Annotated in this window: 21 protein-coding genes; 13 read left to right on the top strand and 8 right to left on the bottom strand. The window is 73.2% G+C overall.

The window, feature by feature from the left end:
- Positions 1–61 precede the first annotated feature (61 nt).
- Positions 62–673, top strand: a complete 612-nt coding sequence (locus tag ACX9I7_RS27610; RefSeq protein WP_387577087.1) for a hypothetical protein — start codon at positions 62–64, stop codon at positions 671–673.
- 92 nt (positions 674–765) lie between these two features.
- On the opposite strand, the gene soxR is transcribed toward ACX9I7_RS27610, so the two are convergent.
- Both soxR and ACX9I7_RS27620 read right to left on the bottom strand, forming a co-directional pair.
- Entirely contained in the window at positions 766–1,230 is a 465-nt protein-coding gene (gene soxR / locus ACX9I7_RS27615; RefSeq protein ID WP_126913473.1) for a redox-sensitive transcriptional activator SoxR, read from the bottom strand.
- Positions 1,231–1,256: 26 nt separating this feature from the next.
- On the bottom strand, positions 1,257–1,889 hold the full coding sequence (locus ACX9I7_RS27620; protein WP_189453681.1) for a TetR/AcrR family transcriptional regulator: 633 nt from the start codon (positions 1,887–1,889) through the stop codon (positions 1,257–1,259).
- 174 nt (positions 1,890–2,063) lie between these two features.
- Between ACX9I7_RS27620 and ACX9I7_RS27625 the strand changes: the two genes are divergently transcribed.
- The 3 genes from ACX9I7_RS27625 (at position 2,064) to ACX9I7_RS27635 (ending at position 4,904) form a co-directional block, all read left to right on the top strand.
- Positions 2,064–2,594, top strand: a complete 531-nt coding sequence (locus ACX9I7_RS27625; RefSeq protein WP_459388863.1) for a DUF2165 domain-containing protein — start codon at positions 2,064–2,066, stop codon at positions 2,592–2,594.
- Positions 2,595–2,794: 200 nt separating this feature from the next.
- Positions 2,795–4,129: a homogentisate 1,2-dioxygenase gene (hmgA, locus tag ACX9I7_RS27630; protein ID WP_387577081.1), complete on the top strand. Its 1,335-nt coding sequence runs from the start codon at positions 2,795–2,797 to the stop codon at positions 4,127–4,129.
- Between the two features lie 28 nt (positions 4,130–4,157).
- Positions 4,158–4,904, top strand: coding sequence for a GntR family transcriptional regulator (locus ACX9I7_RS27635; protein ID WP_387577079.1), 747 nt, complete (start codon positions 4,158–4,160; stop codon positions 4,902–4,904).
- A 143-nt stretch (positions 4,905–5,047) separates the two neighbouring features.
- Here the strand turns inward: ACX9I7_RS27635 and ACX9I7_RS27640 are convergent, their stop codons facing one another.
- The gene (locus tag ACX9I7_RS27640) at positions 5,048–5,338 is read right to left on the bottom strand and encodes a hypothetical protein (protein ID WP_189453674.1); all 291 of its coding nucleotides are present in this window, start codon (positions 5,336–5,338) and stop codon (positions 5,048–5,050) included.
- 239 nt (positions 5,339–5,577) lie between these two features.
- On the opposite strand from ACX9I7_RS27640, the gene ACX9I7_RS27645 reads away from it, so the two are divergent.
- Positions 5,578–7,230: a serine/threonine-protein kinase gene (locus ACX9I7_RS27645; RefSeq protein WP_459388864.1), complete on the top strand. Its 1,653-nt coding sequence runs from the start codon at positions 5,578–5,580 to the stop codon at positions 7,228–7,230.
- Between the two features lie 68 nt (positions 7,231–7,298).
- Here ACX9I7_RS27645 and ACX9I7_RS27650 read toward each other — a convergent pair whose 3' ends face one another.
- On the bottom strand, positions 7,299–8,102 hold the full coding sequence (locus ACX9I7_RS27650; protein ID WP_459388865.1) for an SGNH/GDSL hydrolase family protein: 804 nt from the start codon (positions 8,100–8,102) through the stop codon (positions 7,299–7,301).
- A 301-nt stretch (positions 8,103–8,403) separates the two neighbouring features.
- On the opposite strand from ACX9I7_RS27650, the gene ACX9I7_RS27655 reads away from it, so the two are divergent.
- From ACX9I7_RS27655 to ACX9I7_RS27680, 6 genes are all read left to right on the top strand, one after another.
- Positions 8,404–8,877, top strand: coding sequence for a hypothetical protein (locus ACX9I7_RS27655; protein ID WP_387577072.1), 474 nt, complete (start codon positions 8,404–8,406; stop codon positions 8,875–8,877).
- A 1-nt stretch (position 8,878) separates the two neighbouring features.
- On the top strand, positions 8,879–10,009 hold the full coding sequence (locus ACX9I7_RS27660; RefSeq protein ID WP_358622127.1) for a GNAT family N-acetyltransferase: 1,131 nt from the start codon (positions 8,879–8,881) through the stop codon (positions 10,007–10,009).
- 371 nt (positions 10,010–10,380) lie between these two features.
- Positions 10,381–11,205 carry a glycosyltransferase family 2 protein gene (locus tag ACX9I7_RS27665; protein WP_387577070.1) on the top strand — a complete coding sequence of 275 codons (825 nt, stop codon included), beginning with the start codon at positions 10,381–10,383 and terminating at the stop codon, positions 11,203–11,205.
- A gap of 5 nt (positions 11,206–11,210) precedes the next feature.
- The gene (locus ACX9I7_RS27670; protein WP_459388866.1) at positions 11,211–12,302 is read left to right on the top strand and encodes a glycosyltransferase family 2 protein; all 1,092 of its coding nucleotides are present in this window, start codon (positions 11,211–11,213) and stop codon (positions 12,300–12,302) included.
- Positions 12,299–13,156, top strand: a complete 858-nt coding sequence (locus tag ACX9I7_RS27675; RefSeq protein ID WP_459388867.1) for a polysaccharide deacetylase family protein — start codon at positions 12,299–12,301, stop codon at positions 13,154–13,156. The genes ACX9I7_RS27670 and ACX9I7_RS27675 overlap by 4 nt, the downstream gene beginning before the upstream one ends.
- Positions 13,149–16,805 carry a lipopolysaccharide biosynthesis protein gene (locus tag ACX9I7_RS27680; RefSeq protein WP_459388868.1) on the top strand — a complete coding sequence of 1,219 codons (3,657 nt, stop codon included), beginning with the start codon at positions 13,149–13,151 and terminating at the stop codon, positions 16,803–16,805. Before ACX9I7_RS27675 ends, ACX9I7_RS27680 begins: the two co-directional genes overlap by 8 nt.
- A 15-nt stretch (positions 16,806–16,820) precedes the next feature.
- Here ACX9I7_RS27680 and ACX9I7_RS27685 read toward each other — a convergent pair whose 3' ends face one another.
- The 4 genes from ACX9I7_RS27685 to ACX9I7_RS27700 form a co-directional block, all read right to left on the bottom strand.
- A complete protein-coding gene (locus ACX9I7_RS27685; RefSeq protein ID WP_387577062.1) occupies positions 16,821–17,459 on the bottom strand; it encodes a hypothetical protein in 639 nt (212 codons plus the stop codon).
- Positions 17,460–17,507: 48 nt separating this feature from the next.
- The gene (locus tag ACX9I7_RS27690) at positions 17,508–18,149 is read right to left on the bottom strand and encodes a hypothetical protein (RefSeq protein WP_387577060.1); all 642 of its coding nucleotides are present in this window, start codon (positions 18,147–18,149) and stop codon (positions 17,508–17,510) included.
- Positions 18,149–18,403: a hypothetical protein gene (locus tag ACX9I7_RS27695; protein WP_459388869.1), complete on the bottom strand. Its 255-nt coding sequence runs from the start codon at positions 18,401–18,403 to the stop codon at positions 18,149–18,151. The genes ACX9I7_RS27690 and ACX9I7_RS27695 overlap by 1 nt, the downstream gene beginning before the upstream one ends.
- Positions 18,404–18,470: 67 nt before the next feature.
- On the bottom strand, positions 18,471–19,865 hold the full coding sequence (locus tag ACX9I7_RS27700; RefSeq protein WP_459388870.1) for a GH39 family glycosyl hydrolase: 1,395 nt from the start codon (positions 19,863–19,865) through the stop codon (positions 18,471–18,473).
- A 113-nt stretch (positions 19,866–19,978) separates the two neighbouring features.
- Here ACX9I7_RS27700 and ACX9I7_RS27705 point away from each other — a divergent pair, with 113 nt between their 5' ends.
- Positions 19,979–21,100, top strand: a complete 1,122-nt coding sequence (locus ACX9I7_RS27705) for a DUF5925 domain-containing protein (protein WP_387577054.1) — start codon at positions 19,979–19,981, stop codon at positions 21,098–21,100.
- Positions 21,101–21,401: 301 nt separating this feature from the next.
- Positions 21,402–24,731 (top strand): ALF repeat-containing protein, encoded by a 3,330-nt coding sequence (locus ACX9I7_RS27710; protein ID WP_459388871.1) that lies wholly within the window; start codon positions 21,402–21,404, stop codon positions 24,729–24,731.
- Positions 24,732–24,817: the final 86 nt, after the last annotated feature.

Genomic DNA, 24,817 nt, shown 5'->3' on the forward strand with positions numbered 1-24,817 from the left:
CGGCCGTGCGTTACGTCCCTTCCATGTCGATCCGAGTCCGCGCCGCCGGAGGTGGGATGCAGTGGCAGGTTTCAGAGCACTAGCCCGAGAAGTGCGCAATCCACGGAACACCATCGCGCTGCGCAGGACATCCCTGCGCAAATGCCTCGAACGTTTCGCCCCCTACGGGCACCGGGCGACCTGGCGCCATCTGTGCGCCCGCGTCGGCCTCGCCCCCGACGACCGGGCCCCCGACCCCGCACTGCTGATCGCCGCGCTCGTCGAACTGGAGGAGGCCCGCGAGGTCTGGCTGGCGTACGAGGCCCGCTTCGCGGGCCGGCGCCGCCGGGAGAAGCACCACGGCATCCGCCAGCCCAGCGCCATCGACGACTGGTACCGCAACACCTGGGGCGGCTGTGACATCGTGCCCTGCGCGTCCCCCGACCTCACCCCCGACGCCCGGCTCGCGGACGTGCTGCGCCGCGTGATCGCGGCGATGGAGTCCGCGCCCGGCGACGCCTGCCCGGTGTGCGCGCAGGAGCGCGTCGAATGGCGGACGGACCTGGAGCGCTACCCGCTGGAAGGCCCCGTCTGCACCGACTGCGGCATCGTGGTGCCCGTCTCGGTGCTCACCCCGGCGGCGCTGGCCGCGGCGCACCGGAGGGCCTTCGCCGGGCGGTACGCGGGGGTGTGAGCGCGCTCCCCGGACCGCTCCGGGGAGCGTGGACCGCCCTCGGGCGCGCGCTCGTCGCCGTCAGCCCGCGTCGCCGTCAGCCCGCGTAGCTGTCAGCCCGCGTCGCGCTGGCCGTAGAGCATCGATCCGGTGCCCACGCTGCCGAAACGGTCGTCGGGGTTGGACAGCGCGCACCGGTCGAGGGAGAGACAGCCGCAGCCGATGCAGTCCTCCAGGCTGTCGCGCAACTTGCCCAGCTGCGCTATCCGCGCGTCCAGTTCGACCCGCCACGCCTCGGACAGCCGGGCCCAGTCGGCCCGGTTGGGCGTGCGCCCGTCGGGCAGCCCGGCCAGCGCCTCGCGGATCGTGGCGAGCGGGATGCCGACGCGCTGGGCCGCGCGGATGAAGGCGACGCGACGCAGCGCGTCCCGGTCGTAGCGGCGCTGGTTGCCCGAGGTGCGCCTGCTGCTGATCAGGCCCTTGGTCTCGTAGAAGTGGAGCGCGGAGACGGCGGCGCCACTGCGCGCCGAGAGCTGACCGACAGTCAGCTCGCAAATCTTCTTCGTAATCTGCGGCACGGCTCAGACTGTACGTGACGGCGCTGTCAGGCCGGTCGGGGCGAAGGCCCGGGGTGGCCGGCCATGCGCAGCACCAGGTCCGCGTAGAGGTCGCCGACCTCGGCGGGCGTGCGCTCGCCCGCCGCGTTGAACCAGCGGGCGACGTCGACGCACAGGGAGAGCACGGCGAGGGCGGTGCCGCGGACGTCGGGGACGTCGAAGTCGCCCGAGGCGACGCCGTCCTCGATGATCGAACGGACGGCGGCGTCGGTCTCCCGGCGCAGCGCGACGATCTCGGCGCGGTGCTCCTCGCCGAGCGCGCCGAGCTCGTACTGGACGACGCGCGCGGTGGTGTGGTGCTCGGCGTGCCAGCGGACGAAGCGGCGGACGGCCTCGGCGAGGCGCTCGGCCGGGGTGCCGGCGCCGTCGCGGGCCCGGCACAGGATGTCGAGGGCGAGCCGGTGTCCGACCCCGCTGATGCGGTAAAGGAGCTCTTCCTTGGTCCGGTAGTGGATGTAGAGCGCGGCGGGGCTCATCCCCGCGCGGCCCGCGATGTCGCGGGTGGTGGTGGCGTGGTAGCCGCGTTCGGCGAAGGCCGCCACGCCTGCGGCCAGCAGCCGGCGCGCCGCGTCGGGCGTGACGTCGGCCCACTCGTCGGTCCGTGACGTCTGCGCGCCCATCTCGGTGCCCCGCTCTCCGGGCCCGCGCGGGGCCCCTCGCCTCGACTCGCTGTGCGCCTTGCCGTGCCGTGCCGGAAGGACGAACACCATACCCCGGGCCTGAGCGGGCGCTTAGGGCGGACGACCCGGGCCGCCGGCGCGTAGCGGCCCGGCCGGACGGGCATGCATGACCCCATGACCGCCGAGCGCACCCTGCCGGTGGCGGCCACGGCGCTGACCGCCACGATCGCGGTCTACATCACGCTCGTCGCCTTCGGCAATGTCACCGACTTCGGTACCAACCAGGAATTCGTCCGCCACGTCCTGGCCATGGACACGACGTTCCAGGACCGGGATCTGATGTGGCGGGCCGTCACCGACACCACGCTCCAGAACATCGCCTATGTGGCCATCATCGTCTGGGAGACGCTGGCGGCGCTCGTGCTGCTCGCGGCCACGGGCCTGTGGGTGCGGGGGCTGCGGCGCGGCGGGGTGGCCGCCCAGGGCTTCGCGCCCGCCCGGCGGACCACCACGCTGGGGCTCCTGATGCTCATGCTGCTCTTCGGGCTGGGCTTCATCGCCATCGGCGGGGAGTGGTTCGCGATGTGGCAGTCCACGAAGTGGAACGGGCTGCAGGCCGCGACGCGGATCTTCTCGCTGGCCGGGATCGTCCTGCTGCTGATCCACCTGCCGTCGCCGCAGTGGCGGGCCGAGCGGGCCGGCTGATCACGGCCCGCACCGCTCGATCGTTCCCAGCACCGCTCGATCGTTCCCGCGCCGTGTGATCGTCCCGGGTTCCGGCGGGACCCGGGCAGCGGCCCGTCCGGCGGCCGGTTCTTCCGCATGCCCGCGACCGGTCCATTGACGCGCCCGGCCCGGGAATCCTACGGTCTCCCATAGGAATCCATCGGCAGTGGGAGCACGCGATGAGCGGTACGGGCAATGAGCGGGCGCGGAAGACCGCGGAGGCGCTGGTCTACTCCCCCGGCTTCGGCAACGAGCACAGCAGCGAGGCCCTCCCCGGCGCCCTGCCCCTGGGCCGCAACGCACCGCAGCGGGCCCCCCTCGGCCTCTACGCGGAGCAGCTCAGCGGCAGCGCCTTCACCGAGCCCCGCGCCCACAACCGCCGGTCCTGGCTGTACCGGATCCGGCCCTCCGCCGCGCACCCGCGCTTCACCCGCGTCACCAACGGCGCCCTGCGCACGGCCCCCTTCACCGAGACGGTCCCCGACCCCAACCGGCTGCGCTGGAACCCGCTGCCCGAGCCGCCGGAGGGCACGGACTTCCTCGCCGGCCTGTGGACCCTGGGCGGCAACGGGGACGTCACCCAGCGCGCCGGCATGGCCGTCCACCTGTACGCGGCGAACGCCTCCATGACGGACCGCGTCTTCAGCGACTCCGACGGGGAGCTGCTGATCGTGCCCGAGCGGGGCGGGCTGCTGCTGCGCACCGAGCTCGGGCTGCTGCGCGCCGAGCCCGGCCACGTGGCGCTGATCCCGCGCGGGGTGCGCTTCCGGGTGGAGCTCCTCGACGCCGACGCACGCGGCTACGTCTGCGAGAACTACGGGCAGCCCTTCGCCCTCCCCGACCTCGGCCCGATCGGCGCCAACGGGCTGGCGAACGCCCGTGACTTCCTGGCCCCGGTCGCCGCCTACGAAGACGTCGAGGGCCCCGTGGAGGTGATCAACAAGTTCTGCGGCAACCTCTGGTCGGCAACGTACGGCCACTCCCCGCTGGACGTCGTCGCCTGGCACGGCAACCACGTGCCGTACGTCTACGACCTGCGCCGGTTCAATGTGCTGGGCTCCATAAGCTACGACCACCCGGACCCGTCCATCTTCACCGTGCTCACCTCGCCCTCCGACACCCCGGGGCTGGCCGGCGTGGACTTCGTCGTCTTCGCGCCGCGCTGGCTCGTGGGCGAGGACACCTTCCGGCCGCCCTACTTCCACCGGAACGTGATGAGCGAGTACATGGGCCTCATCGAGGGCGCCTACGACGCCAAGACGGCCGGTGAAGGGGGTTTCGTCCCCGGCGGCGGCTCGCTGCACAACATGATGTCCGCGCACGGGCCGGACCGGGAGACCTTCGAGCGGGCCAGCGCGGCCGAGCTGGCCCCCCAGAAGATCGACGACGGTCTGGCGTTCATGTTCGAGACCCGCTGGCCGATCACGCTCTCGGCGCAGGCCGCCGGGGCAGACCACCTGCAGACGGGATACGACCGGGTGTGGCAGGGTCTGGAACGCCACTTCCGTCAGTGACACCCCCGTTGTCAGACCCGGAGCCCCCGTGACCTTCGCCCCCGACTCCCTCGCGCTCAACCGCAAGCTACCGCTCTGGTACCAGGTGTCGCAGTCGTTGCGCGCCTCGATACTGGGCCGGCGACCGGACGACCCGCTGCGCCTGCCCACCGAGGACGCCCTCGCGGCCCACTACGGCGTCAGCGTGCTGACCATGCGGCAGGCGCTCAAGGAGCTGGAGGCGGAGGGTCTCATCACCCGGCACCGCCGGCGGGGCACGTTCATCGAGCCGAGCGCCCGGCGCGCCTCGCCCGTACGGCTGCTGGGCTCGGTGGACACGATCGTCGCCCAGCAGTCCGGCGAGCACACGGCCGTTCTCGGCCACGGCCCGGCGCCGGTCCCGGCCGAATTGGCCGAGCACTTCCCCGGCCTGGACGAGGCGGTCGTCTACCGGCGGCTGCGCCATGACGAGGCGTCGGGCGAGCCGACGAACTGGGCGGAGAACCTGGTCCGCCCGGAGGTGGCCGAGCGCATCGACGTCGCGGACCTCGCCCGCTGGCCCATGACCAAGGTGCTGCGCGACATGGTGGGGGTGCGCATCAGCCGGATCACGGACACCGTCGAGGCGCGGCTGGCCGACCCGGAGACGGCCCGGCTGCTCCAGGTGCCGCTGCTCAGCCCGATCCTCCACTACACGGGGATCACCTACGACGAGGACGGGCGGGCCGTCGACATCGCCCGCATCCACTACCGGGGGGACCGTTTCTCCTTCACCGTCACCCTCGACGCGCACTGAGGAGATTGTGCGAACGTCCGGGGAGGGCGGCGGGCCGAAAGGCGTCGGGGGATGCCGAGGGGTGCTGCTTTCCGACCGACCGGCCCCGGGGAAAGGGCAGGCCTTACAGGACGGGCCTTGCGGGGACGGGCCGGGGCCGGGGGTCAGGCGTGAGAGGTGGTGCCACGGCTGCCGAAGAGCGAACGGCGCAGCCGTCGCAGCGGGGCGAACAGGGACACCCGGGCGGTACGGCTCTGGCTCTTGCTGCGACCGGCGCGGACGTGGTCACGCGAGGTGATCTCGCGCATCAGCACCGTCGCGCCCTCGACCTCGCGCTGCGGCAGGGCGGGCCCGCCGAGCACCGCGAGGTGACGATCCAGGCGCGCGCTCGACGCACCGCTTCCGTAGCTGATGGCAGGCACACGCGGCCTGCTCCGCATCGCTATCTGATCCATTCGACACTCCCCACCCGTACGAGGCACCCGGCCCAGGCAGGGTAACCCTATCGCCCCATCGCGTCACCCGCGCATCGGCGGGGCCGATTCACCACCCCGTCAAGGGCGTTGACAGACCTGACGTGAACCTGCCGTTACCGACAGCGAGTTGAACAGGACAATACGGTACCGAACAGGGGGCAATCACGCTCCGTTGCGGTACATTCACCCCGAATTGCTCTCGGGGGAGGGACGGACGCATGGACACGGGTTCCGGCGCCGGACGGGTGCTGGCGGGCCGTTACCGGCTGCTGGACGAGCTCGGGCAGGGTGGCATGGGCGTGGTATGGCGCGCCCGGGACGAGGTACTGGGCCGGGAAGTGGCGGTCAAGGAGGTCCGGGCGCCCGCCGGACTGCCCGCTCCCGACGTACGGCAGCTCTACGCCCGGCTGGAACGCGAGGGACGCGCGGCGGCCCGGATCTCCCACCGCAACGTCGTCACCGTCCACGACGTGGTCACCGAGGAGGGCCGGCCCTGGATCGTCATGGAGCTGGTGCGCGGCCTCTCCTTCGCGGAGGTCCTCCTGGCCGAGGGTCCCATCGCCCCGGTACGGGCGGCGCAGATCGGAGTGCAGGTGCTCGCCGCGCTCCGAGGGGCGCACGCCGTGGGCGTACTCCACCGCGACGTGAAACCGGGAAACGTACTCATCGCCAACGACGGGCGTGTCGTCCTCTCCGACTTCGGCATCGCGATGATCGAGGGGAGCTCGGCGCTGACGGCGACGGGCCAGCTGGTCGGCTCCCCCGAGTACCTCGCCCCGGAACGCGCTCTGGGGCACCCGCCCGGGCCCGAGTCCGACCTCTGGTCGCTCGGGGTGATGCTCTACGCGGCCGTGGAGGGCTACTCGCCCTTCCGCCAGGACACCCCGCTCAGCACGCTGCGCGCCGTCGTCGACGCCGAGCTCCCGCCACCGCGCCGTGCCGGGCCGCTCGCGCCCGTCCTGGACGGGCTGCTGCGCAAGGACCCGGCGCTGCGGCTCGGCGCGGCGGAGGCGGAGCGGCTGCTGCGGACGGTGGCGGCGGGGAACGTGCCGCGTGTGGAGACGGGTGAGGGTGGGGGTGCGGCGTACGCGCCGACCGTGGCGGCGGGGGCGGCCGGTTCGTCCGGGGCGCCGACCCAGCCGGTGCCGGTGCCGCCGTCCGGGCCGGACGGTGCGTCCGGGGCGCCCGAGCGGCGGGCGGGGAAGCGGGTGGCGCTCGCCGGGGGCGCGCTGGTCGCGCTGCTCGCCGTGGGCGGGCTGGTGTGGGCCCTCACCTCGAACAGCGGCAGCGGCGGCGGGTCGAACAGCGGGGGCGGGAGCACGTCCTCGGGGAGCGACAAGAACGCGGGGGCGGCGCCCTCGCCGCGGGACAGCGGGCGTACGGCGTCGTCGGCCGCCGCGTCGCCGCCTGCCGCGTCCGGGTCCTCGGGCTCGTCCAGCGGCGCGTCCGCCCTGACCATCACCGTCACCCTCGTCGCCCTGCGGGACCGCTATTCCGGGCCCTGCCCGCCGCCGGGCGACGCCGCCCCCGCTTTCCAGGCCGCCATCGCCGTGGACCGCTCCCCCACCGACGTCACCTACCGCTGGGTGACGGGCAGCGGGAACGTCACGGACGGCGGCTGGCGCACGGCGCGCATCGGCGCCGGCGAGCGGAGCAAGGTCCTCTCGCACACGGACACCGCGCACCGGGCGGGGGATCCGGAGAAGGACTGGATCGCGCTGGAGGTGAAGGGGGCGGGGGTGTCCCGGCACGTTCCGTTCACGGTGACGTGTCAGAAGGCGTCGCCCTCACAGTCGGGGTCGCCGTCGGGGTCGGCGTCAGCCAGCTCGTCCGGCTATCCGGGCGGTGGGTACGGGGGTACGAGCGGTTGAGGCTCCGCCCCGGACCCCCGCTCCTCAAACGCCGGAGGGGCTGATTTATCAGCCCCTCCGGCAAATCGTCACGCTCCCGCCGTGAACACCGGCAGGTAGCCGCGTGACTGGCCCGACGCCGTCGGGTGGTACGACTCGTTCACGGGGAACGTCACGCTGTTCAGCCACGCGCTGCCCGAGCACAGCTCGTGTCCGGTGAACGTGGTCGTGACGTCGCCGTAGGCGAAGCCGTGGTCGGCCGCGCGTTTGGCGGTGACGGAGTTGATGAGGTCCGCCGCCCCGTTGATGGCCTTGCGCTTGGTGTCGCTGAGGCCGAGGCACGTGCCGCCGAGGTGGTAGAAGCGCGGGTAGCCGAGGACGACGACCTGGGCGTGGGGCGCGCGGTCGCTGATGGCGGAGTAGACGTCGTCGAGCTTGTCGGGCAGCTCGTCGCGGATGTAGGCGCGGGCCTGGTCGATGCGGCTCAGGCAGGAGGAGTCGGAGCCCAGGACGCAGGTGCTCATGGTGTCCGAGAAGCCCGCGTCGTTGCCGCCGACGGTGATGCTGACGAGCCCGGTGGAGCCGTTCAACGAGCCGAGCTGACCGCTGAGAACATCACCCGTACGGGCGCCGGAGCAGGCGTTGAAGTCGAATCTGGAGGGCTTGTGGGCGGTGGCCCAAAGGGCCGGGTAGGACCTGGTGCTGCGCTTGCAGTCACCGCTGGCGGAGTCGTAGCCGCCGGCGCCGAGACCGGACGAGTACGAGTCACCGAGGGCTGTGTAGGCGGGGGTTGACGCGCGTTCGGCAGAATGCGCGGCGCCGGCCCCGCCGAGGGCGAGGGCGGCGGTGAGGGCCAGCGCGGATAGGGCACCCGCGAACCGGGACAGTTTCATGGAACCTCCCTAGCAGGGGTTTCTGCCACCTCCGTGGTAGCAGCGACCCCATGTCGCTGGAAGTGTCCATGCCAAAAGTGGAATCGGGGTGAAACTGTCAACCCATGCTTGACGACGGTCGGTTGACGCCCGGCCCGGCGGGCGGGCCACGTCGCCCACTGTTCATCTGACGGCCAGCCTCCGGTTGTGGCGGTCAGGACCGTCGGGGGCTGTTTCGCATGGCCTTCACATCTTGACGGGCCTTTGCCGATTGCGCGACATTGAAGCCCGGCATCCGGCGCTTCGGGGGGCAAAGTCGCCAATGCAGAGCTTCACTGATCTCACCGGACTGGACGACCCGGCGGAACGTGACGGCAAGGGGGGCACGGACGGGGAAAGCGGCCGCGACGGGGGTCCGGCCGCCCGGGACTGGCTGCCGGTAACGGCGGGCGTGGCGGCGGCCATCGCGGGGGTGGGCGGCGCGCTGGCGCTCGCCGACGTCACCTCCCCGCTGCGCGCCCCGTTCGCCCTGTTCTTCCTCATCGTGGCGCCCGCCTGCGCCGTGGCCGCCCCGCTGCGGGGGCTCGACCCCCTCAGCCGGGCCGTGGTGGCCGTCGGCGGGGCGGTCGCGGTCGATCTGCTGGTGGCCCAGACCATGCTCGCGCTGCACGCCTGGACGGTCCGGGGCGGCGTGGTCGCGGTGGCGGCCGTCAGCGGGGTCCTCCTGCTCCTCGCGTTCCTGCTGGCACACGCGCGGCGCCATCGGGGCCGCGCCACGAGAAGTCGGGCTTCGTGACGTGGACATCAGCGTGTACCGGCCCGGGGAGCTCACGGCGGCCGACCGGGCGGCGTGGTCGGCGATGCAGGCGCGGGCCGTCGAGGACGGCTCACCCCAGCTCGCGAATCCTTTCCTCGCTCCGGAGTTCGCCCTCGCGGTGGGGCGCTGCCGGCGGGGCATCCGGATCGCGGTGGCACGGGAGGAGGGCGAACCGGTGGCGTTCTTCCCCTTCCAGCGCACCTCGATGGGGGTGGGACGGGCCATCGGGCTGGGGGTCTCGGACGCCCAGGGGCTGGTGCACCGCCCCGGCTTCCAGTGGGACACCCGGGAGCTGCTGCTCGCCTGCGGCCTCTCCCTGTGGGAGTTCGACCACCTGATCGAGGGCCAGAAGCCCTTCGAGGTGGCGGCCTCCGGCTCCTTCGCCTCACCGGTCATCGACGTCGACCAGGGGTACGAGCGGTATCTGGCGGCGCTGCGCAAGCAGTCGCCCAAGTTCACGCGCACCACGCTCGCCAAGGAGCGCCGGCTCGGCCGGGACGTGGGCGAGGTGCGCTACGTCCACGACGAGCGCGACCCGGCGATGCTGCGCGTGCTGACCGGCTGGAAGTCGGCGCAGTACCGAAGAACAGGGCGTGCGGACCGGTTCGCGCGCCCGTGGATAGCCCATCTCGTCGAGCAGCTGTTCCACACCCGCACGGAGTCCTTCGCCGGGCTGCTGTCGGTGCTCTACGCGGCCGGGCGGCCGGTCGCGGCCCACTTCGGGCTGCGCTCGACCACGGTGCTGGCGTGCTGGTTCCCGGCGTACGACCCGGAGTTCTCCCGCTACTCCCCCGGTCTGATACTCCACATGCGGATGGCCGAGGGGGCCGCGGCGCAGGGGCTGGCCTATCTGGACCTGGGGCGGGGCGGCAAGGCGTACAAGGACTCGCTCAAGACCCGGGAGCTCAGCGTCTCCGAGGGCTGGGTGACCCGTCGGCACCCGGTGGCGCTGGGCTACCGGGCCCGGCGGGCGCCGCTGCGGGCGCTGCGCAACTCGGTGCTGGCGCGGCCGGAGCTGTTCGAGCAGGCAGACCGGCTGCTGCGGCGCATGGGACGGATCCGGGCGGCGGGCCAGGGAACCGCCCGCCATGGACACGGCGTCAATAGTTAAGTCCCTGCGAATGGTTGCATAGGCGCAAATAACACCAAAGGAGGAGCCTCCGCCCCACCTCTTGCCATACGGACTCAAGCTTCAATACCGTCGTACATCTACCCGCATCGGCCCATCTTCTCTAAGCGGCTCCGGGGAGGGCTTCACAGCGTCGCGATGGTGACCGGCGCGGGGCGCGGCAGGGGGTGCCGCGCTCGGCCGTTCCGCTGTGCCGAGTCGCGTGCCGCGCGGCACGGCGTATTTGCCAACTCGCCCTCCCTGTTCGGTGTTTCCTGCCGTTCGGGGCCAGGTCGAGTACCCCCTTTTCGAACCGGACACACGATCGGACCGCTGGGGCAGGCGGTCCACCGGACGAGAGGGAAAGAAAACACATGAGTGCGTTCCTTCGGCCGGCGGCCAGTGAAGAGGATCCGGAGACATCCGGCCGCTACCGGCCGGTGACCTCGCACTTCGCGATAGCGCCACCGGTGAGCGTCGTCATTCCCGCCATGAACGAGGCGGAGAACCTTCCTTACGTCTTCAAGACGCTTCCCGACTGGATTCACGAAGTGGTCCTGGTCGACGGCAATTCCACCGATGACACCGTCCGTGTCGCCCGCGATCTCCATCCGGGCGTCAAGGTCGTCGAGCAGCTGGGCAAGGGCAAGGGCGACGCCCTGATCACCGGCTTCGCCGCCTGCACGGGCGAGATCATCGTCATGGTCGACGCGGACGGCTCGGCCGACGGCGGGGAGATCGTCAGCTATGTCTCCGCGCTGGTGGGCGGGGCCGATTTCGCCAAGGGCTCCCGTTTCGCCAACGGCGGCGGCACCGACGACATGACGCTGATCCGCAAGCTGGGCAACCGGGTGCTGACGTCCATGGTCAACCACAAGTTCGGTGCCCGGTACACCGACCTGTGCTACGGGTACAACGCGTTCTGGAAGCGCTGCCTGGACGAGATCGCCCTGGACTGCGCCGGGTTCGAGGTGGAGACCCTGATGAACATCAGAGTGGTCAAGGCCGGCCTGCGGGTCCAGGAGATTCCCAGCCATGAGTTCGTCCGCATACACGGCACGAGCAATCTGCGCGCCGTGCGCGACGGCATCCGTGTGCTGAAGGTGATCCTCCATGAGCGCGGCACCGGCCGGCGGTCCCGGCGGCGCCGCCGCCCGCTGGCGCTGGCGCCCGCGGCGAACCGCGGGGAAGTGTCTTGAGCCCAGTGCCCGACGCACGGACCGGCGCGCCCGAGGTGTCGGTGGTCATCTGTGTCTACACCGAGGACCGCTGGGGCGACATCCTCGCCGCGGTGGCCTCGGTGCGCGACCAGTCCTATCCCGCGCTGGAGACCCTGCTCGTGGTCGACCACAACCCCACGCTGCTGCGCCGGCTGGCCAAGACCTACGGCGACGACGGCGCGGGGGCGGAGCAGGGCGCCCAGCGGGTGCGCGTGCTCGCCAACGCCGGGCCGCGCGGGCTGTCGGCGGGCCGCAACACCGGGGTCGCGGCCGCCGCCGGCGAGGTGATCGCCTTCCTCGACGACGACGCGGTGGCCGAGCGGGACTGGCTGCTGCACTTCGCCGAGGGCTACGCCGATCCCCGGGTGATGGCGGTCGGCGGCCGGACCCAGCCCGTCTGGGCCTCCCGCCGCCGCCCCGCGTGGTTTCCGGAGGAGTTCGACTGGGTGGTCGGCTGCAGCTACCGGGGGCTGCCGCCGGGCCGGGTGGCCGTCCGCAACGTCCTCGGCGGGAACGCCTCGTTCCGGAGGTCCGGCCTGGAGGCCGTCGGCGGCTTCGCCAGCGGTATCGGGCGGGACGGGCAGCGGCTGCCGCTGGGCGGGGAGGAGACGGAGCTGTGCATCCGGCTCACCCGGGCGCTGCCGGACGCGGTGCTGCTCATCGACGACCGCTCGGTGATCCACCACCGGGTGCCGCCGGCCCGCGAGCGCTTCGGCTACTTCCGCACCCGGGCGTACGCCGAGGGCCTCTCCAAGGCCCTGGTGGCCCGCAGCGTGGGCACCCGCGAGGGCCTCGCCAGCGAGCGCCGCTACACCACGCGCGTCCTGCCGGCCGGCGTCGCGCGCGGGCTGCGCGACGCGCTCCTGGGCCGCCCGGGCGGCGCCGGCCGGGCCGGCGCCATCGTCGCCGGCGTCGCCGCGGCGGCCGGCGGCTACGCCCTGGGCACCCTACGGGCACGCGGAGGCGCCACCAGCTTCGCCGTGGCGAAACTGGAGGCGCCGACGGACGGCGAGGCACCGGACGGCCGCGCGCCGGGCGGCGGAGCCGACCCCGCGTGCGAGGGGGCGGGCGGATGAGTGGTGGGCCGGTGCCGATTCTGATGTACCACGCGGTGGCCCACGCGCCGGCCCGGGCCGCGTACGGGCTCTCCGTGTCGCCCGAGGCGTTCGCCGAGCAGATGCGGGTGCTGGCCGACCACGGCTTCACCCCGGTGACCACCGCGCGGCTGGCCGCCGCCTGGCGCGGCGGCGGCCAGCTGCCCCCCAGACCCCTGCTGATCACCTTCGACGACGGCTACGAGGGCGTCCACCGCTACGCCCTCCCCGCCCTGTCCGAACACGGCTTCCCCGCCACCCTGTTCGCCTCGACGGGCTGGCTGCGGGGCGCCCACGAGACCGGCGGCGCCCTGGACCTGATGCTGAGCTGGGACCAGGTCCGTGAACTGGCCGCGGCGGGCGTGGAGATCGGCGGGCACAGCCACACCCACCCCCAGCTCGACCAGCTGCGCGACGAGCCCCTGTGGTACGAGGTCCGGCACTGCCGGGACGTACTCACGGCCGAACTGGGTCACCCACCCGAGTCGTTCGCCTATCCCTACGGCTACTCCAGCCGCCGGGTGCGCGATACCGTGCGCGCGGCCGGGTTCGGGATCTCGCTCGCCGTGGGGAACGCCCTGGCCCGGCGCGCCCAGGGCCCGTACGCCCTGGAGCGGGTGACCGTGCGCCGCTCCACCGGCATCGAGGAGTTCGAACGGCTCGTCGAGGGCCGGGGGATCGGCCGGCTGTACGCCCGGGACCGGGCGCTGACCAAGGGCTACGCCGTGCTCCGCAGGGGCCGCGGCCTCGTCGGCGCCGGCCGCCAGCGCCTCACCGCGGAACGCGTCGTCAGGAACACCGTCAGGAACAGGAAAGCGACCGAAGCCCGTGTCTGACACGTCCGCCCGGATCGAGGATCGAACCGAGGAAAGAGCCGTGGAGCCGACAGCCCGGCGACTGCGGCTGCCCGGGCGGGGCGTGAGCAGTCCGCTGTTCCGCAACGCCTTCGCGCTGATGCTCAACACGGGCATCAGCGCCGTCCTCGGCGTGGGCTTCTGGCTGGTCGCCGCCCACTACTACACCGAGGAGTCGGTCGGCCAGGGCTCGGCGGCCATCGCCGCGATGAAGCTCATCGCCGGCCTGACGGCCGTCACCCTGACCGGGGCCCTGGCCCGGTTCATCCCCGTCGCCGGGCGGCGCACGGGACGGCTCGTCCTCGCCACCTACGCCGGCAGTTCCGTGTTCGTCGCGATCGCGGCGGGCGTCTTCCTGCTCTCGCTGGGCCTGTGGGGGCCGTCCTACCAGTTCCTCCACGGCCCGCTGCGCGGCCTGGGGTTCGTCGCCGCGGTGGTGGCGTGGTCGCTCCTCACCCTCCAGGACGGGGTGCTGACCGGGCTGCGCAGCGCGTTCTGGGTGCCGGTGGGCAACACGGTGTTCTCGGCGGTGAAGCTGGCGCTGCTGGTGGCGCTGGCGGTGGCGCTGCCGGTCGCCGGGGTGTTCGTCTCCTGGGTGGTCTCCATCGCGGTGTCGGTGGTGCCGCTGGGCTGGCTGGTGTTCCGGCGGCTGGTGCCCGCGCACATCAGGGCGACCGCGGAGAGCGCCCGGCCGGTCTCCGCCCGGGAGATCGGCCGTTTCCTCGCCGGGGACTACACGGGCTCGCTGTTCTCGCTGGCCGTGGTCTATCTGGTGCCGGTGATCGTCGCCGCGCAGATCGACTCCGCCGACAACGCGTACTTCTACGTCACCTCCACCATCGGCGGCACGGTCAATCTGCTGGCCATCAACATGGGCGCCTCGCTGACCGTGGAGGGCTCGCACGACCCGGCCCGGCTGGCGGAGAACTGCCGGGCGGCGCTGCGCCGGATGGCCAAGATCATGGCGCCGGTGTGCGTGCTGCTGTTCCTCCTGGCGCCGTACATCCTCCACGTCTTCGGCCGGGGGTACGCGGACGCGGCCACTCCGCTGCTGCGCTGGTTCGCGGTGGGGGCGGCGCTGCGCGTGGTGATGGAGGTGTACTTCGCGGTGCTGCGGGCCCAGAGCCGGACGGCCGGGCTCGCCTATCTGCAGGGCCTGTTGTGCGTGCTGGTCCTGGGGCTGACGTTGCTGCTGCTCCCCCGGATGGGACTGACGGGCGCGGGTGTGGCGGAGATCTGCAGCCTCACGGTGATCGTCTCCATCGCGGCGGTGAAGCTGCGCGCCGTCCTCAAGGCCGCGCCGGCGGCGGAGCGGACGGCGGCCGAGCCCCCGGCGCCCGACGGTGACCTGGCCGACCTGGCGCCGCGCGGCGAGCGGCGCGACGACCGGCAGGGCGACGGGCCCGGCGACCGGCACGGCGAGGAGGCCGCGCCGGCCAAGGGGCGGTTCGGCACGGGCTGGGCACTGCGGTCCGCGCTCGACCCCGACACGCTGCCGCTGGGCGTCCGGCTCGACATAGACCATCTGGAGCGCCGGCCCGACGTCCGCCCGGCGGAGGGCCTCCCGGTCATGGAGAGGCCCGGGAGCGCCCCGCTGCCGCCCCTGGGCTTCGGCGCCGAGTGGCTGAGCGCCCGCTTGCGTACGCCGGAGGCCGGGATCGGGCTGCTGCTCGCCTGTGCGCTGGCGCTGTACTGGGTGCCGCTGACGGCCGTGGGCCGGGTCGACCTGGACGACATGGGCGGCTTCGGGCTGGTGTCCGTGCTGCCGGTGGCCACGCTGCTGGGAGCCGGGCTGCTGGTGGTGGCCTTCGCGGCCGCGCTGTGGCTGCCGGAGCGCCGCCGGTGGCTGCTGCTGACGGTGCTGCTGGCGACGGTGGTGTCCCTCCACGCGGTGCCCGCCCTGCTGGAGGGCCCTCCGCGCTTCGCCACGGCCTGGCAGCACCTGGGCTTCCTGGACTACATCGACCGCACCGGCACGGCCGCGCCCGACCTGGACGCCCGCTGGAGCTGGCCGGGCTTCTTCGCCCTGGCCGCGTTCGCCGCCCACGCGTGCGGGGTGAGCGATCTGACCGAGGTGCTGCGCTGGTGGCCGCTGGCGGTGCAACTGGTGAGCCTGGCGCCGATGCTGCTGCTGATGCGGGTGGTACGGGCGGGCTGGCGGGCGAAGTGGGCGGCGCTGTGGCTGTTCGCCCTGAGCGGCTGGGTGGGGCAGGACTACTTCTCCCCCCAGTCCCTCAACTACCTCTTCTATCTGCTGTTCGTGGCCGTGCTGCTGCTGTGGTTCCGCTGGCCCGGCCAGCTCCGGGGCCGCCTGCTGCCCGGCGAGCGCGAGGTCCTGCCCCTCGGCCGGGGCCCGGCCGCGGTGCTGCTGGGCCTGGTCGTCGCTCTGTTCGCCGCGTCGGTGGCCAGCCACCAGCTCACCCCGTTCGTGATGCTCGGCGTCCTCACCGCGCTCGTACTGGCCCGCCGGCTCACCACCACCGGACTGCCCCTGCTGTGCGGGGTGATGCTGGCGGTGTGGGTGGGGTTCCTGGCGGAGCCGTACTGGTCCGGCCACTTCGACGAGCTCTTCGGCGGGCTCGGCTCCCTGGGCGGCAATCTCTCCTCGTCCGTCTCCGGCCGGATCGAGGGCGGCAGCGCCACCCACAAGATGGTGCTCTACGTACGGGTCGCGATGGCGGCCGCGGTGCTGGGGCTCGCCGCGCTCGGCTGGTGGCGGCGGCGCCGCGCGGGCATCGGCGATCTGTCGCTGCTCCTCCTGACCTGCGTGCCGTTCCTCGCCTTCGGCATGCAGTCCTATGGCGGCGAAGTCGCCCTGCGCGTCTTCCTGTTCGCGCTGCCCGGCGCCTGCGCCCTGGCCGCGCTCGCGCTCTTCCCCCGCCCGGCCGCCGGACCCCGCCGGGCACACCGGGGAGCGCTGGCCGCGCTGCTCGCGGGGCTGGTGCTCGTCCTGGGGTTCCTGGTGGCCCGCTGGGGCAACGAGTCCTTCGAACGGGTGCGGCCCGGCGAGGTCGCCGCCATGGACTACGTCCACGCCCACGACCGGCCGACCGTACGGCTGCTGTGGACCAGCAGCGACCCGGTCGACAACGTCACTCCCGCCCTGCCGTGGGGGGCGCGCGACATGGAGCGCGTCCGGTACGAGCCCACGCTCGCCCCGCGCGACCCCGGCCGGGTCTCCGGCCTGGTGGAGGCGCTGCGCAAGGCCGGGCCGGGCTCCCTGCTCGTGGTGAACAAGGGCCAGTCCGACTACCTCGAGCTCAGCGCGGGCTACGCCTCCGACTGGGACCCCCGGGTGCGCCGGGCCCTGGACGGGCGGCCGGAGCTGCGCCGGGTGTTCGGCAACGACGACGCGGTGCTCTACGAGCTCAGGGACCGCCCGGTGGGCGAGGTCCCCGAGCCGGCGCCCGGCCCGGTGGGGCCCCGGGTGACGTGGACGCCCGTCACCGTGGCCGGGGCGCTCGCGGCGGCGGGGCTGCTGGTGCTGCTGACGGTCCGCGAGCTGGTGCGGGTGGCGGCGGGGCCCGGGGTGCGGCAGCTGCGGTGGCTTCAGGGCTCCTTCTGGTTCGCGCTGCCGCTGTTGTTGGTGGTGCTGGGGTCCTTGGTGTGGCGGATGGCGACGTTGTCGTAGCAGGTCCCTCCCGAATCAGAACAGCGAGCGGTAGCACAGGGCTGCCACCGCGTGCAGTCCCGGGCGGGGGCGGCCCGGGCGGTGGTGGGGCAGGACGTGCCCGTTCAGCGCGGTCACGCCCGTGTCGGGGTAGCCGACGCGGATGCCGCCGGCGCGGTCCCAGCGGGGGTCGCTCTCCAGCTCGCCGAGCCGCTCCATGGTGCTGCCGATCAGGCCGGGGTGGACGTGGAGGGGGCCGACGTCCCCGAAGGCCGTGGTCAGCAGGGTCAGGTCGCACTGTTCGGTGTCGATGTGGAGGAACACCTCGTCGTCGTCCTCGTAGTAGCCGTAGGCGGCGAAGGTCGGGACGAGGAGCCGGCCGGTGAGCGCCCGGGCCGTCCCCGTCAGCGCCAGGTGCGTCCGGGCCAGCAGCGGGCCGCCGGCGGCGGGGGTGCCCCGGCGGGTGATCCGGCGCGCGGTGACGGGGGTGCGGGGACCGTGCCGGGGGATCTCGGCGTGCGGCCACCGCTCCCGGCCCTCCCGGGCGATCCCGTCGGCCAGCGCGCGGTCCCACAGTCCGGGGAGGCGGACGAAGCCGTGGTCGGCGTAGGACCGTCGCGCGGCGGGGGTGACGGGGGCGGGGTGCGGGAGGACGGGGGCCGGGGCGTGCGTCACGAGTGCCTCTTCCGTGCGGAGCCGCTGTCTGTGCCGTGGGGCAGGGGGCTAGAACGGTGAGCGGTAGTGGAGGGCCGCCACCGCTGCCGGCCGGGCCAGGGGCCGCCCGGGCCGGTGGTGCGGCACGGCCCGGCCCAGCTGGGCCAGTACCCCGCGGCGGGGGTAGCGGACGGCGGTACCGCTGTGGCGGTCCCAGTCCGGGTCGCGTTGGAGGGCGTCGAGCTGGTCCTGGGTGCGTCCGCGCAGCGCGGGGTGGAGGTGCAGCGGGCCGACTTCACCCAGCACCGTGGTGAGCAGGGCGAGTTCGGAGGCGTCGATGTCGATGTGGAGCCAGATGCCGTCGTGCTGTTCGTAGTAGTTGTACCAGGCGCACGTGGGCACGAGGAGGCGCCCGGCGAGGGCCCGCGCCAGGGGGACGAGGGCGCGGTGGAGCCGGGCCAGCAGCGGGGCGTCGGCGGCGACCGCCTGCCGGCTGGGCCGCTCCGGCCCGTCGGGGCCCGCACGGCGGCCGCGGGGCAGCAGCCGCCCTGCCTCGTGTGCCAGCGCGGCGGCGCACCGGTCGTCCCAGAGTCCTTCGACGGCCAGGCAGCCGCGCGCGGTGAAGGCCCGCCGGTCGGCGGGGCCCGGTAATCGGGCGGCGACACAGATGTCGTCGCCCCGGATGTCGTCGCTCCGGGGGGCGGTGGCCATCACGAGGTGGTGGCCACCGGCCAGGAGGCCTCGGGGGTGTAGTGGGCCATCTCGTGCTCGGGGGGCAGGCGAAGCACCCCGGCGAAGGAGTAGCCGTCGGCGAGGGGGACGTGAGCGGTGTCGCGCAGGTGCTCGCGGATGGTCTCCGTGGCCTCGGGGGCTGCCCTGGCGGTCTCGACGACCTCCCGGGGCAGGACGTAGTAGTTGTTCTCCGCGTCGACGATGACCAGCGCCTGAGCCGGGTTTTCAGGCATGAGGTCTCCCTTTCGTTCGGTTGACGCCGCTTCAGTGTTGCCGTTGGGGGTGGTGCCGGGCAACGGGTCAGAGCCAGCGGACTTCGTAGGGGCCGAAGTCGACGTTCTGGCCGTCGACCCGGGCCGTGATCTTCCGGTCGAGGCTATTGACGGCGAGCACGGTCCTGCCCGCGCCGATCACCTGCACCGCGGCCGCGTCCGCCCCGCCGACGTCTATGCGGCGCAGTCCCGTGCCGGGCGGGAACTCCTTGGCGAAGCGGGTCAGCAGGTCCAGCATGGGCATCGGCCCGCCTCCGTCGGCGAGTTGGGTGCCGCGCCAGAGGCAGCCGGGGCAGTCGGCGCCCTCCTCCTCGGGGTTCCAGTAGAACGCCGCGGCGGCGTTCGCCTCGGCGATCCGCATCATCGCGGTGGCCTGGACGGCGACGCGGTGGGGCTCGGTCCAGGTCTTGCGGGCGTCGCTCTCGTCGGCGGGCTCGACGTACCACTCGGCCCACCACACCGGCAGCCCGGTGATCTTGCGCACCCACTCCGTGACGTCGGTGAACTTCCGCGTGGCCCGGAACTCGTCGGGTACGGGCCTGCTGCCCGTGCGGGTGTAGCTGGCGCCGTCGACGACGGCGAAGTCCGCCCCCTCCTTGTGCTCGGTCCAGTACTCCAGGGCGTCGACGGCCCGCTGGTCCACCGACCCCCAGTCGCCGCTCACTCTCGAGTCGTAGGAACCGGTGCCGGGGGCCTCGCTGTCCATCACCACGTACGGACCGCCCACGAGGGCCTTGCTGTTCTGTTTCTTCACCGCCTTGTAGACGAGGTTGTAGAGCTCGGTGTACCCCTCGTAGTCCCAGCGGTTCCTGGAATCGTCGTAGAAGCCCTTGAACTCGTTCCAGACGATGAAGTGCCGTACGTCCGGGTACCGTTTGGCGATCCTTCCGGCGAGCGCGGCGAAGTCCTTGTAGTGGGCGCGGTCGGGGGCCTTCTCCAGGGACTTCTGCGACCAGTCGGTGCGGTTCCCGCCGCCCTTCATCCAGTCGGGGGCGCAGCACAGGGTGAGCACGGGCGCGGTGCCCGTCTTCCGCATCAGCTCCACGCGCCGGTCGAGGTCGCCGAAGTTGTATGTGCCGGGTCTGGGTTCGGGGTTGTCGACGCCCCAGCCCATGATGTGCTGGTTCTGCGGCAGGGGGACGCGGGCGATGGTCTTCTCGGCCGTCGCCTTCGCGTCGTCCTGGCCGAGGTCCGCGCTGTACTGAGTGTGGGTGAAGCCCCAGCCCAGCCAGGCCGCCGAGCCGGCGGGCGCGGCCGGTGGCCCGTCCCCGGACCGCCAGGCCTCCACGCTCGCGGTGACCAGGGCGGCCAGGGCGAGGAGCGCGCCCGCGAGCAGCGCGGCGATCCGCCGCCGTCGCGACGGCCCGCCGGGCCGCCACCCCCTCGCCCGCTGCAACGCCCGACCTCCACCATGACGTCCCATCACGGAAAGGGTAACGGGGGCGGAATCGGTCTGCGGCGCGTTCGGCGCAGGCGGGGGCGGAACAGGAGAAAACCCGGGTGCGCCGGGGTGATCCGTGCCGGATCATGGGGCGCATGTGTGCCGACCGCAGTGCCGAGCGCCCCCTTTCCCCGGCCGCCGATTCACCGCCCATCGGTATCCAAGTGGACAGCGACTCCCCGGCCGACGTCATGGACGCCCTCTTCCTCGGCCCGTTCGGCCGGGGTGAACAGCCTTACGCGCGCGGCCACTCGGTGGAACGGGTCCGGTCCGGGGCGACGCTGCTGCCGCCCGGGGCCCGGGTGGTGCGCTCCGCGCGGGACGCCGACCGCGGCGCGGTCCTCGCCGAGGGCGACGGCTGGTCGCTGCTGGCCTCGCGCTGGCAGCGCAGCGCCGACGTGACGGTCACGGCCGTCAGCGACGAACTGGCCCAGGAAGTACTGAAGCAGGCGGTCGCGGACGCCGAGGACGAACCCGAGCCCACGCCCGAGCACGTCTCCATGGGCTTCTGGTACCTCTCCCCCCGCCGTGGCCCGCACCGCACGACCCGTGCCATCTCGGCCGGTACATGGGAGGAGGTCCGCGCCAACTACACCGCCCCGGTGGCCGACGCGATGGACCGCCTCATGAAGGTGACCCCCGACGACATCGCGGGCCGCCTCCTCCTGCTCCACGGCCCGCCCGGCACGGGCAAGACGTCCGCGCTGCGCACGCTGGCCCGTTCCTGGCGGGACTGGTGCCAGGTGGACTGCGTCCTGGACCCCGAGCGCCTCCTCAACGACGTCGGCTACCTGATGGATATCGCCATCGGCGAGGACGACGGCACGGAGGGCGGCGGCCGCTGGCGGCTGCTGCTCCTGGAGGACTGCGACGAGCTGATCCGCGGCGAGGCCCGCCACGCGGCGGGCCAGGCGCTGTCACGGCTGCTGAATCTGACGGACGGTCTGCTGGGCCAGGGCCGCAACGTCCTCGTGGGCGTCACCACCAACGAGGACCTGGAGCGGCTCCACCCGGCGGTGGTCCGACCGGGCCGCTGCCTGGCCCGGATCGAGGTGGGCCCACTGACCCGGACGGAGTCCGTCCGCTGGCTGGGCCGCGAGGAGGGCGTGGGCCGCAACGGCGCCACGCTCGCGGAGCTCTTCGCCCTGCGGCGCGGGACGGTTCCGGCGTCGGTTCCGGGACAGCAGCAGGACGCGGACGCGGGGCTGTACCTGTAGGGCGGATGAGAACCGGATACTCCCCTTCCGGAACCAGCTATCGAAATCCCCGAACTCCCGTAAACAAACCATAAAAGATCGCACACGTGCGCAGGGCGCGCGGCCCGGAAGAACAGGGCCGCGCGCCCTGCGCACGACTGGTCAGACGCCCCCTGGGACACCCCGGGGACCCCTCCCCCACAAGATCCGGAATCTGCATTCCGCCCCTACGATCTCGCCGATGTGGCGGCATCTGTCGCTTCATGACGGGTTGTCAATCAAACCCGGCGGAATTTGAGGGGATATGACCAGCAAGAGACCGATGAGACTTCTCGCCCTCACCTCCCTGACGCTGGCCGCGACGGTGTTCGGCACCACCGTGGCCCAGGCCGTCCCGGCGGAGCCGGACGGCCCCCCGCTGCCGGCGGACGCGCGGGCGCAGGCGGTCGACGCCTATCGGCTGGGGGGACTGGCCACCAAGGACGCGGCGTCGAAGGCCCTGCTCGGCACGGAGACGGACCTTCGCTCCTTCCTCCAGAAGGGGCTGGACCGGGCGACGGCCGAGGACGAGCGGTTCGCCGTCCTGAAGATGCTCAGCGTGTCCGGCAAGGGCGTGCGCGATGCCGCCTCCAAGGCGCTGAGCGGGAGCGACGCGGACATCCACGCGTTCGTGAAGAACGGCTACAAGAACCCGCTGGACGACGACCGCCGCGTCGCCGTGCTGACGGCGATGAACAACGGCGAGAAGGCCGTCCGCGACGCGGGCCAGAAGGCCCTCGACAACGGTTCCTCCGACGCGCTGGACACGTTCCTCACCAAGGGCCGTTTCACGGCCCAGGAGGAGGACGACCGGGTCCAGGTCCTGAAGATCATGCAGGCCGGCGGGCCCGAGGTGAAGAAGCTCGGCGACCGGGCCATGCAGGGCACGGCCGACGACCGCCGGGAGTTCCTGGAGCGCGGGCAGTACCTGGCCCGCAGCCGGGACCAGGAGAGCGCGACGGTCGGCGCGCTGGCGCAGGTCGCCGAGCAGGCCGGCAAGCGGGCCAAGGCCGAGACGGACGCGGCCAAGGAGGCCGGCGCGCGGGCCGAGGAGGCCGCGGCGAAGGCCAAGGAGGCCGCGCTCAAGGCCGCCAAGGAGGCCGCCGCCGCCAAGGACAGCCTTGAGGACGCCGGGAACGCCGCCAACCGCGCCGCCCAGGCCGCCGAGGGCGCCGCCGCCGCGGCACGGACCGCCATCCAGGCGTCCAACACCGCCGTTTCCGCCGCCCGCACCGCGGCCAGCGCCGCTCAGGCCGCCGCCTCCGCCGCTGCCGCCGCCGGCCAGGCCGCCTCGCGCGCCTACAACGCCGCAGCCGCTGCCGCAGGGAACGCCGCCGAGGCCGGTAACGCGCGCCGGGCCGCCGAGGCCGCCCGCGACGCGGCCAAGGGCGCCCGTACCGCCGCGTCGGCCGCCGAGTACGCGGCCAACGCCAGCGCCGAGGCCGGGGCCTCCGGCGCCGCCGCCGCCCGGGCCGCGCAGAACGCCGCCGACGCGGCCGCCGCGTCCGCCGACGCCAGCGCCTCCGCCGGTGTGGCCCAGGCGCAGGCCGCCCGGGCCCGTGAGGCCGCCAACGTGGCCCGCAACGCGGCCAACACCGCGACCGCCGCCGCCGGCCGCGCCCAGTCGCTCGCCGGACAGGCCGCCTCCGCCGCCCACGACGCGCACGACGCGGCCAACCGTGCCGCCGACCACGCGGAGAAGGCCGCCGCCGCCGCCGACAAGGCGGCGGACGAGGCCGGCAAGGCCCAGGACTGGGCCAACAAGGCGACCGAGCACGCCAACAACGCCATCGACGCCGCCAAGGACGCGTCCGACGCGGTCGCGCAGGCGCAGAAGACCGAGAAGCTCGCCCGCGAGAGCGAGAAGGCGGAGCTCGACTCGGCCACCCAGACCGGCATCGAAGAGGCCAAGGCGGCCGCGAAGGCCGACCAGGACGGCCGTGACTTCATCACGAAGCTGCAGACCCAGTCGGCCCAGATGGACGACGACACCAAGCAGCTCGTGACGAAGGCCGCCGCCTCCGGCATCGACACCAAGTCGGCCGCCGAGCTCGGCCGCAAGGCCGCCGTCAACCTGCTGGACAACACCGGGTCGTGGACCCGCGCGGCCGCCGAGACGGCGCTGTCCGGTCCCGACGAGGCCGTCGTCGCCTGGGCGAAGACGGACTTCAAGCAGGCGCAGCGGCAGGACGACCGGGAGAAGGTGCTCGCCCTCGCCGAGGTCGGCGGCCCGGCCCTCGCCGACGCGGCCGCCAAGTCGCTGCAGAGCGGCGACCCGGACGCGGCGGAGAACTTCCTCACCAAGAGCGCCTACGACGTCCAGATCGAGGACTACCGGGTCCAGACCCTCAAGCTCATGAACGGCGCCGGCAAGGCCGTCAAGGACGCCGGCAGCGCCGCGCTGAGCGACGGCGGCGTCAAGGCCCTGTACACCTTCCTGAGCACCGGCTACCGCCAGGCGCAGATGGAGGACGACCGGGTCGAGACGCTCCGCGTCATGGGCGGCGGCGGCGCCAATGTGCAGTCCGCCGCGCAGGTCGCGATGGCCGGTCCCGCCTGGATGCAGCACGACTTCGTGGCCCGCGTCCAGTACCGGGCCGCGCAGAAGGACCAGGACACGGCCACCCACGTCGCGTCCGTCCAGGCGCTGATAGCCAAGGCCGCGAGCGCGGCGGCGGACGCCAACGACAACGCCTACACGGCGTCCAAGGTGGCCGCCAACGCCCGGAACAAGGCCACGGAGGCCGCCGACTGGGCCGACAAGGCGAAGAAGTCGGCCGCCGAGGCCAACGACTACGCCCAGCAGGCGCGTGACAAGGCCAAGGAGGCCGACAACTCGGCAGCCGCCGCTGCCGCGTCCGCCGAGAAGGCCAAGAACGCCGCCGCGACGGCCCGCCAGGCCAGCCGCCAGGCCAACTACTCGGCCACCCAGGCGGAGAACTCCGCGGCCGCCGCGGTGGACTCCGCGGCCAGCGCCAAGGCGTCCGCCGCGAGCGCCGGCCAGTCGGCCACCCAGGCCGGCCAGGACGCCGCCGCCGCTTCCAAGGCCGCGACCGAGGCGAACAGCATCGCCATCGAGAAGCGCCGTCAGGAGCAGGCCGCCGAGGCCGCCCGTGCGGCGGAGCAGGCCCGGGAGAACGCCAAGAAGGGCACCGACCCCTCCAACGACCCCAAGTACGACCAGCACGGCTCGTCCCCCGCGCCGACCAGCGACGGCAAGAACGCCGGCGACAAGGGCGACGACGGCAAGGGCTGGGCGCGCAGCGGGGCGAAGTGGCTGAACCGCGCGAGCACGGTCCTGGGGACGGCGGCCGCGATCTCGGCCTTCATCCCGGGTGCCGACGTCGTCGTCACGCCCGTGCTCGGGGCGGCGTCGATGATCGCCGGTGGCATCAGCGCCGGGCTGTCCTGGTACGCGGACGGCTTCGGCAACTCGAACATGATCAGCGCGGTGACCGGTATGGCACTGGGCGGGGTGGGCAACCTCGCCAGCGCCGGTCTCAAGCTGGGCGTCCCGGTCATCAAGGGCATCACCCAGTTCACCAAGGTGGAGCGCGCGGTGAACGCCGTACAGCAAGCGATCTCCCCGGTCGTCGGCTGGTTCACTTGGTAGCCTGACCGGCCTCCTGGCGGAACGATCCGACTGAAGTGAACCGACTGTGGGGGCCCGGCTCGCGCCGGGCCCCCACAGAGTCAAGG

The organism is Streptomyces sp. L500 (assembly GCF_054551825.1).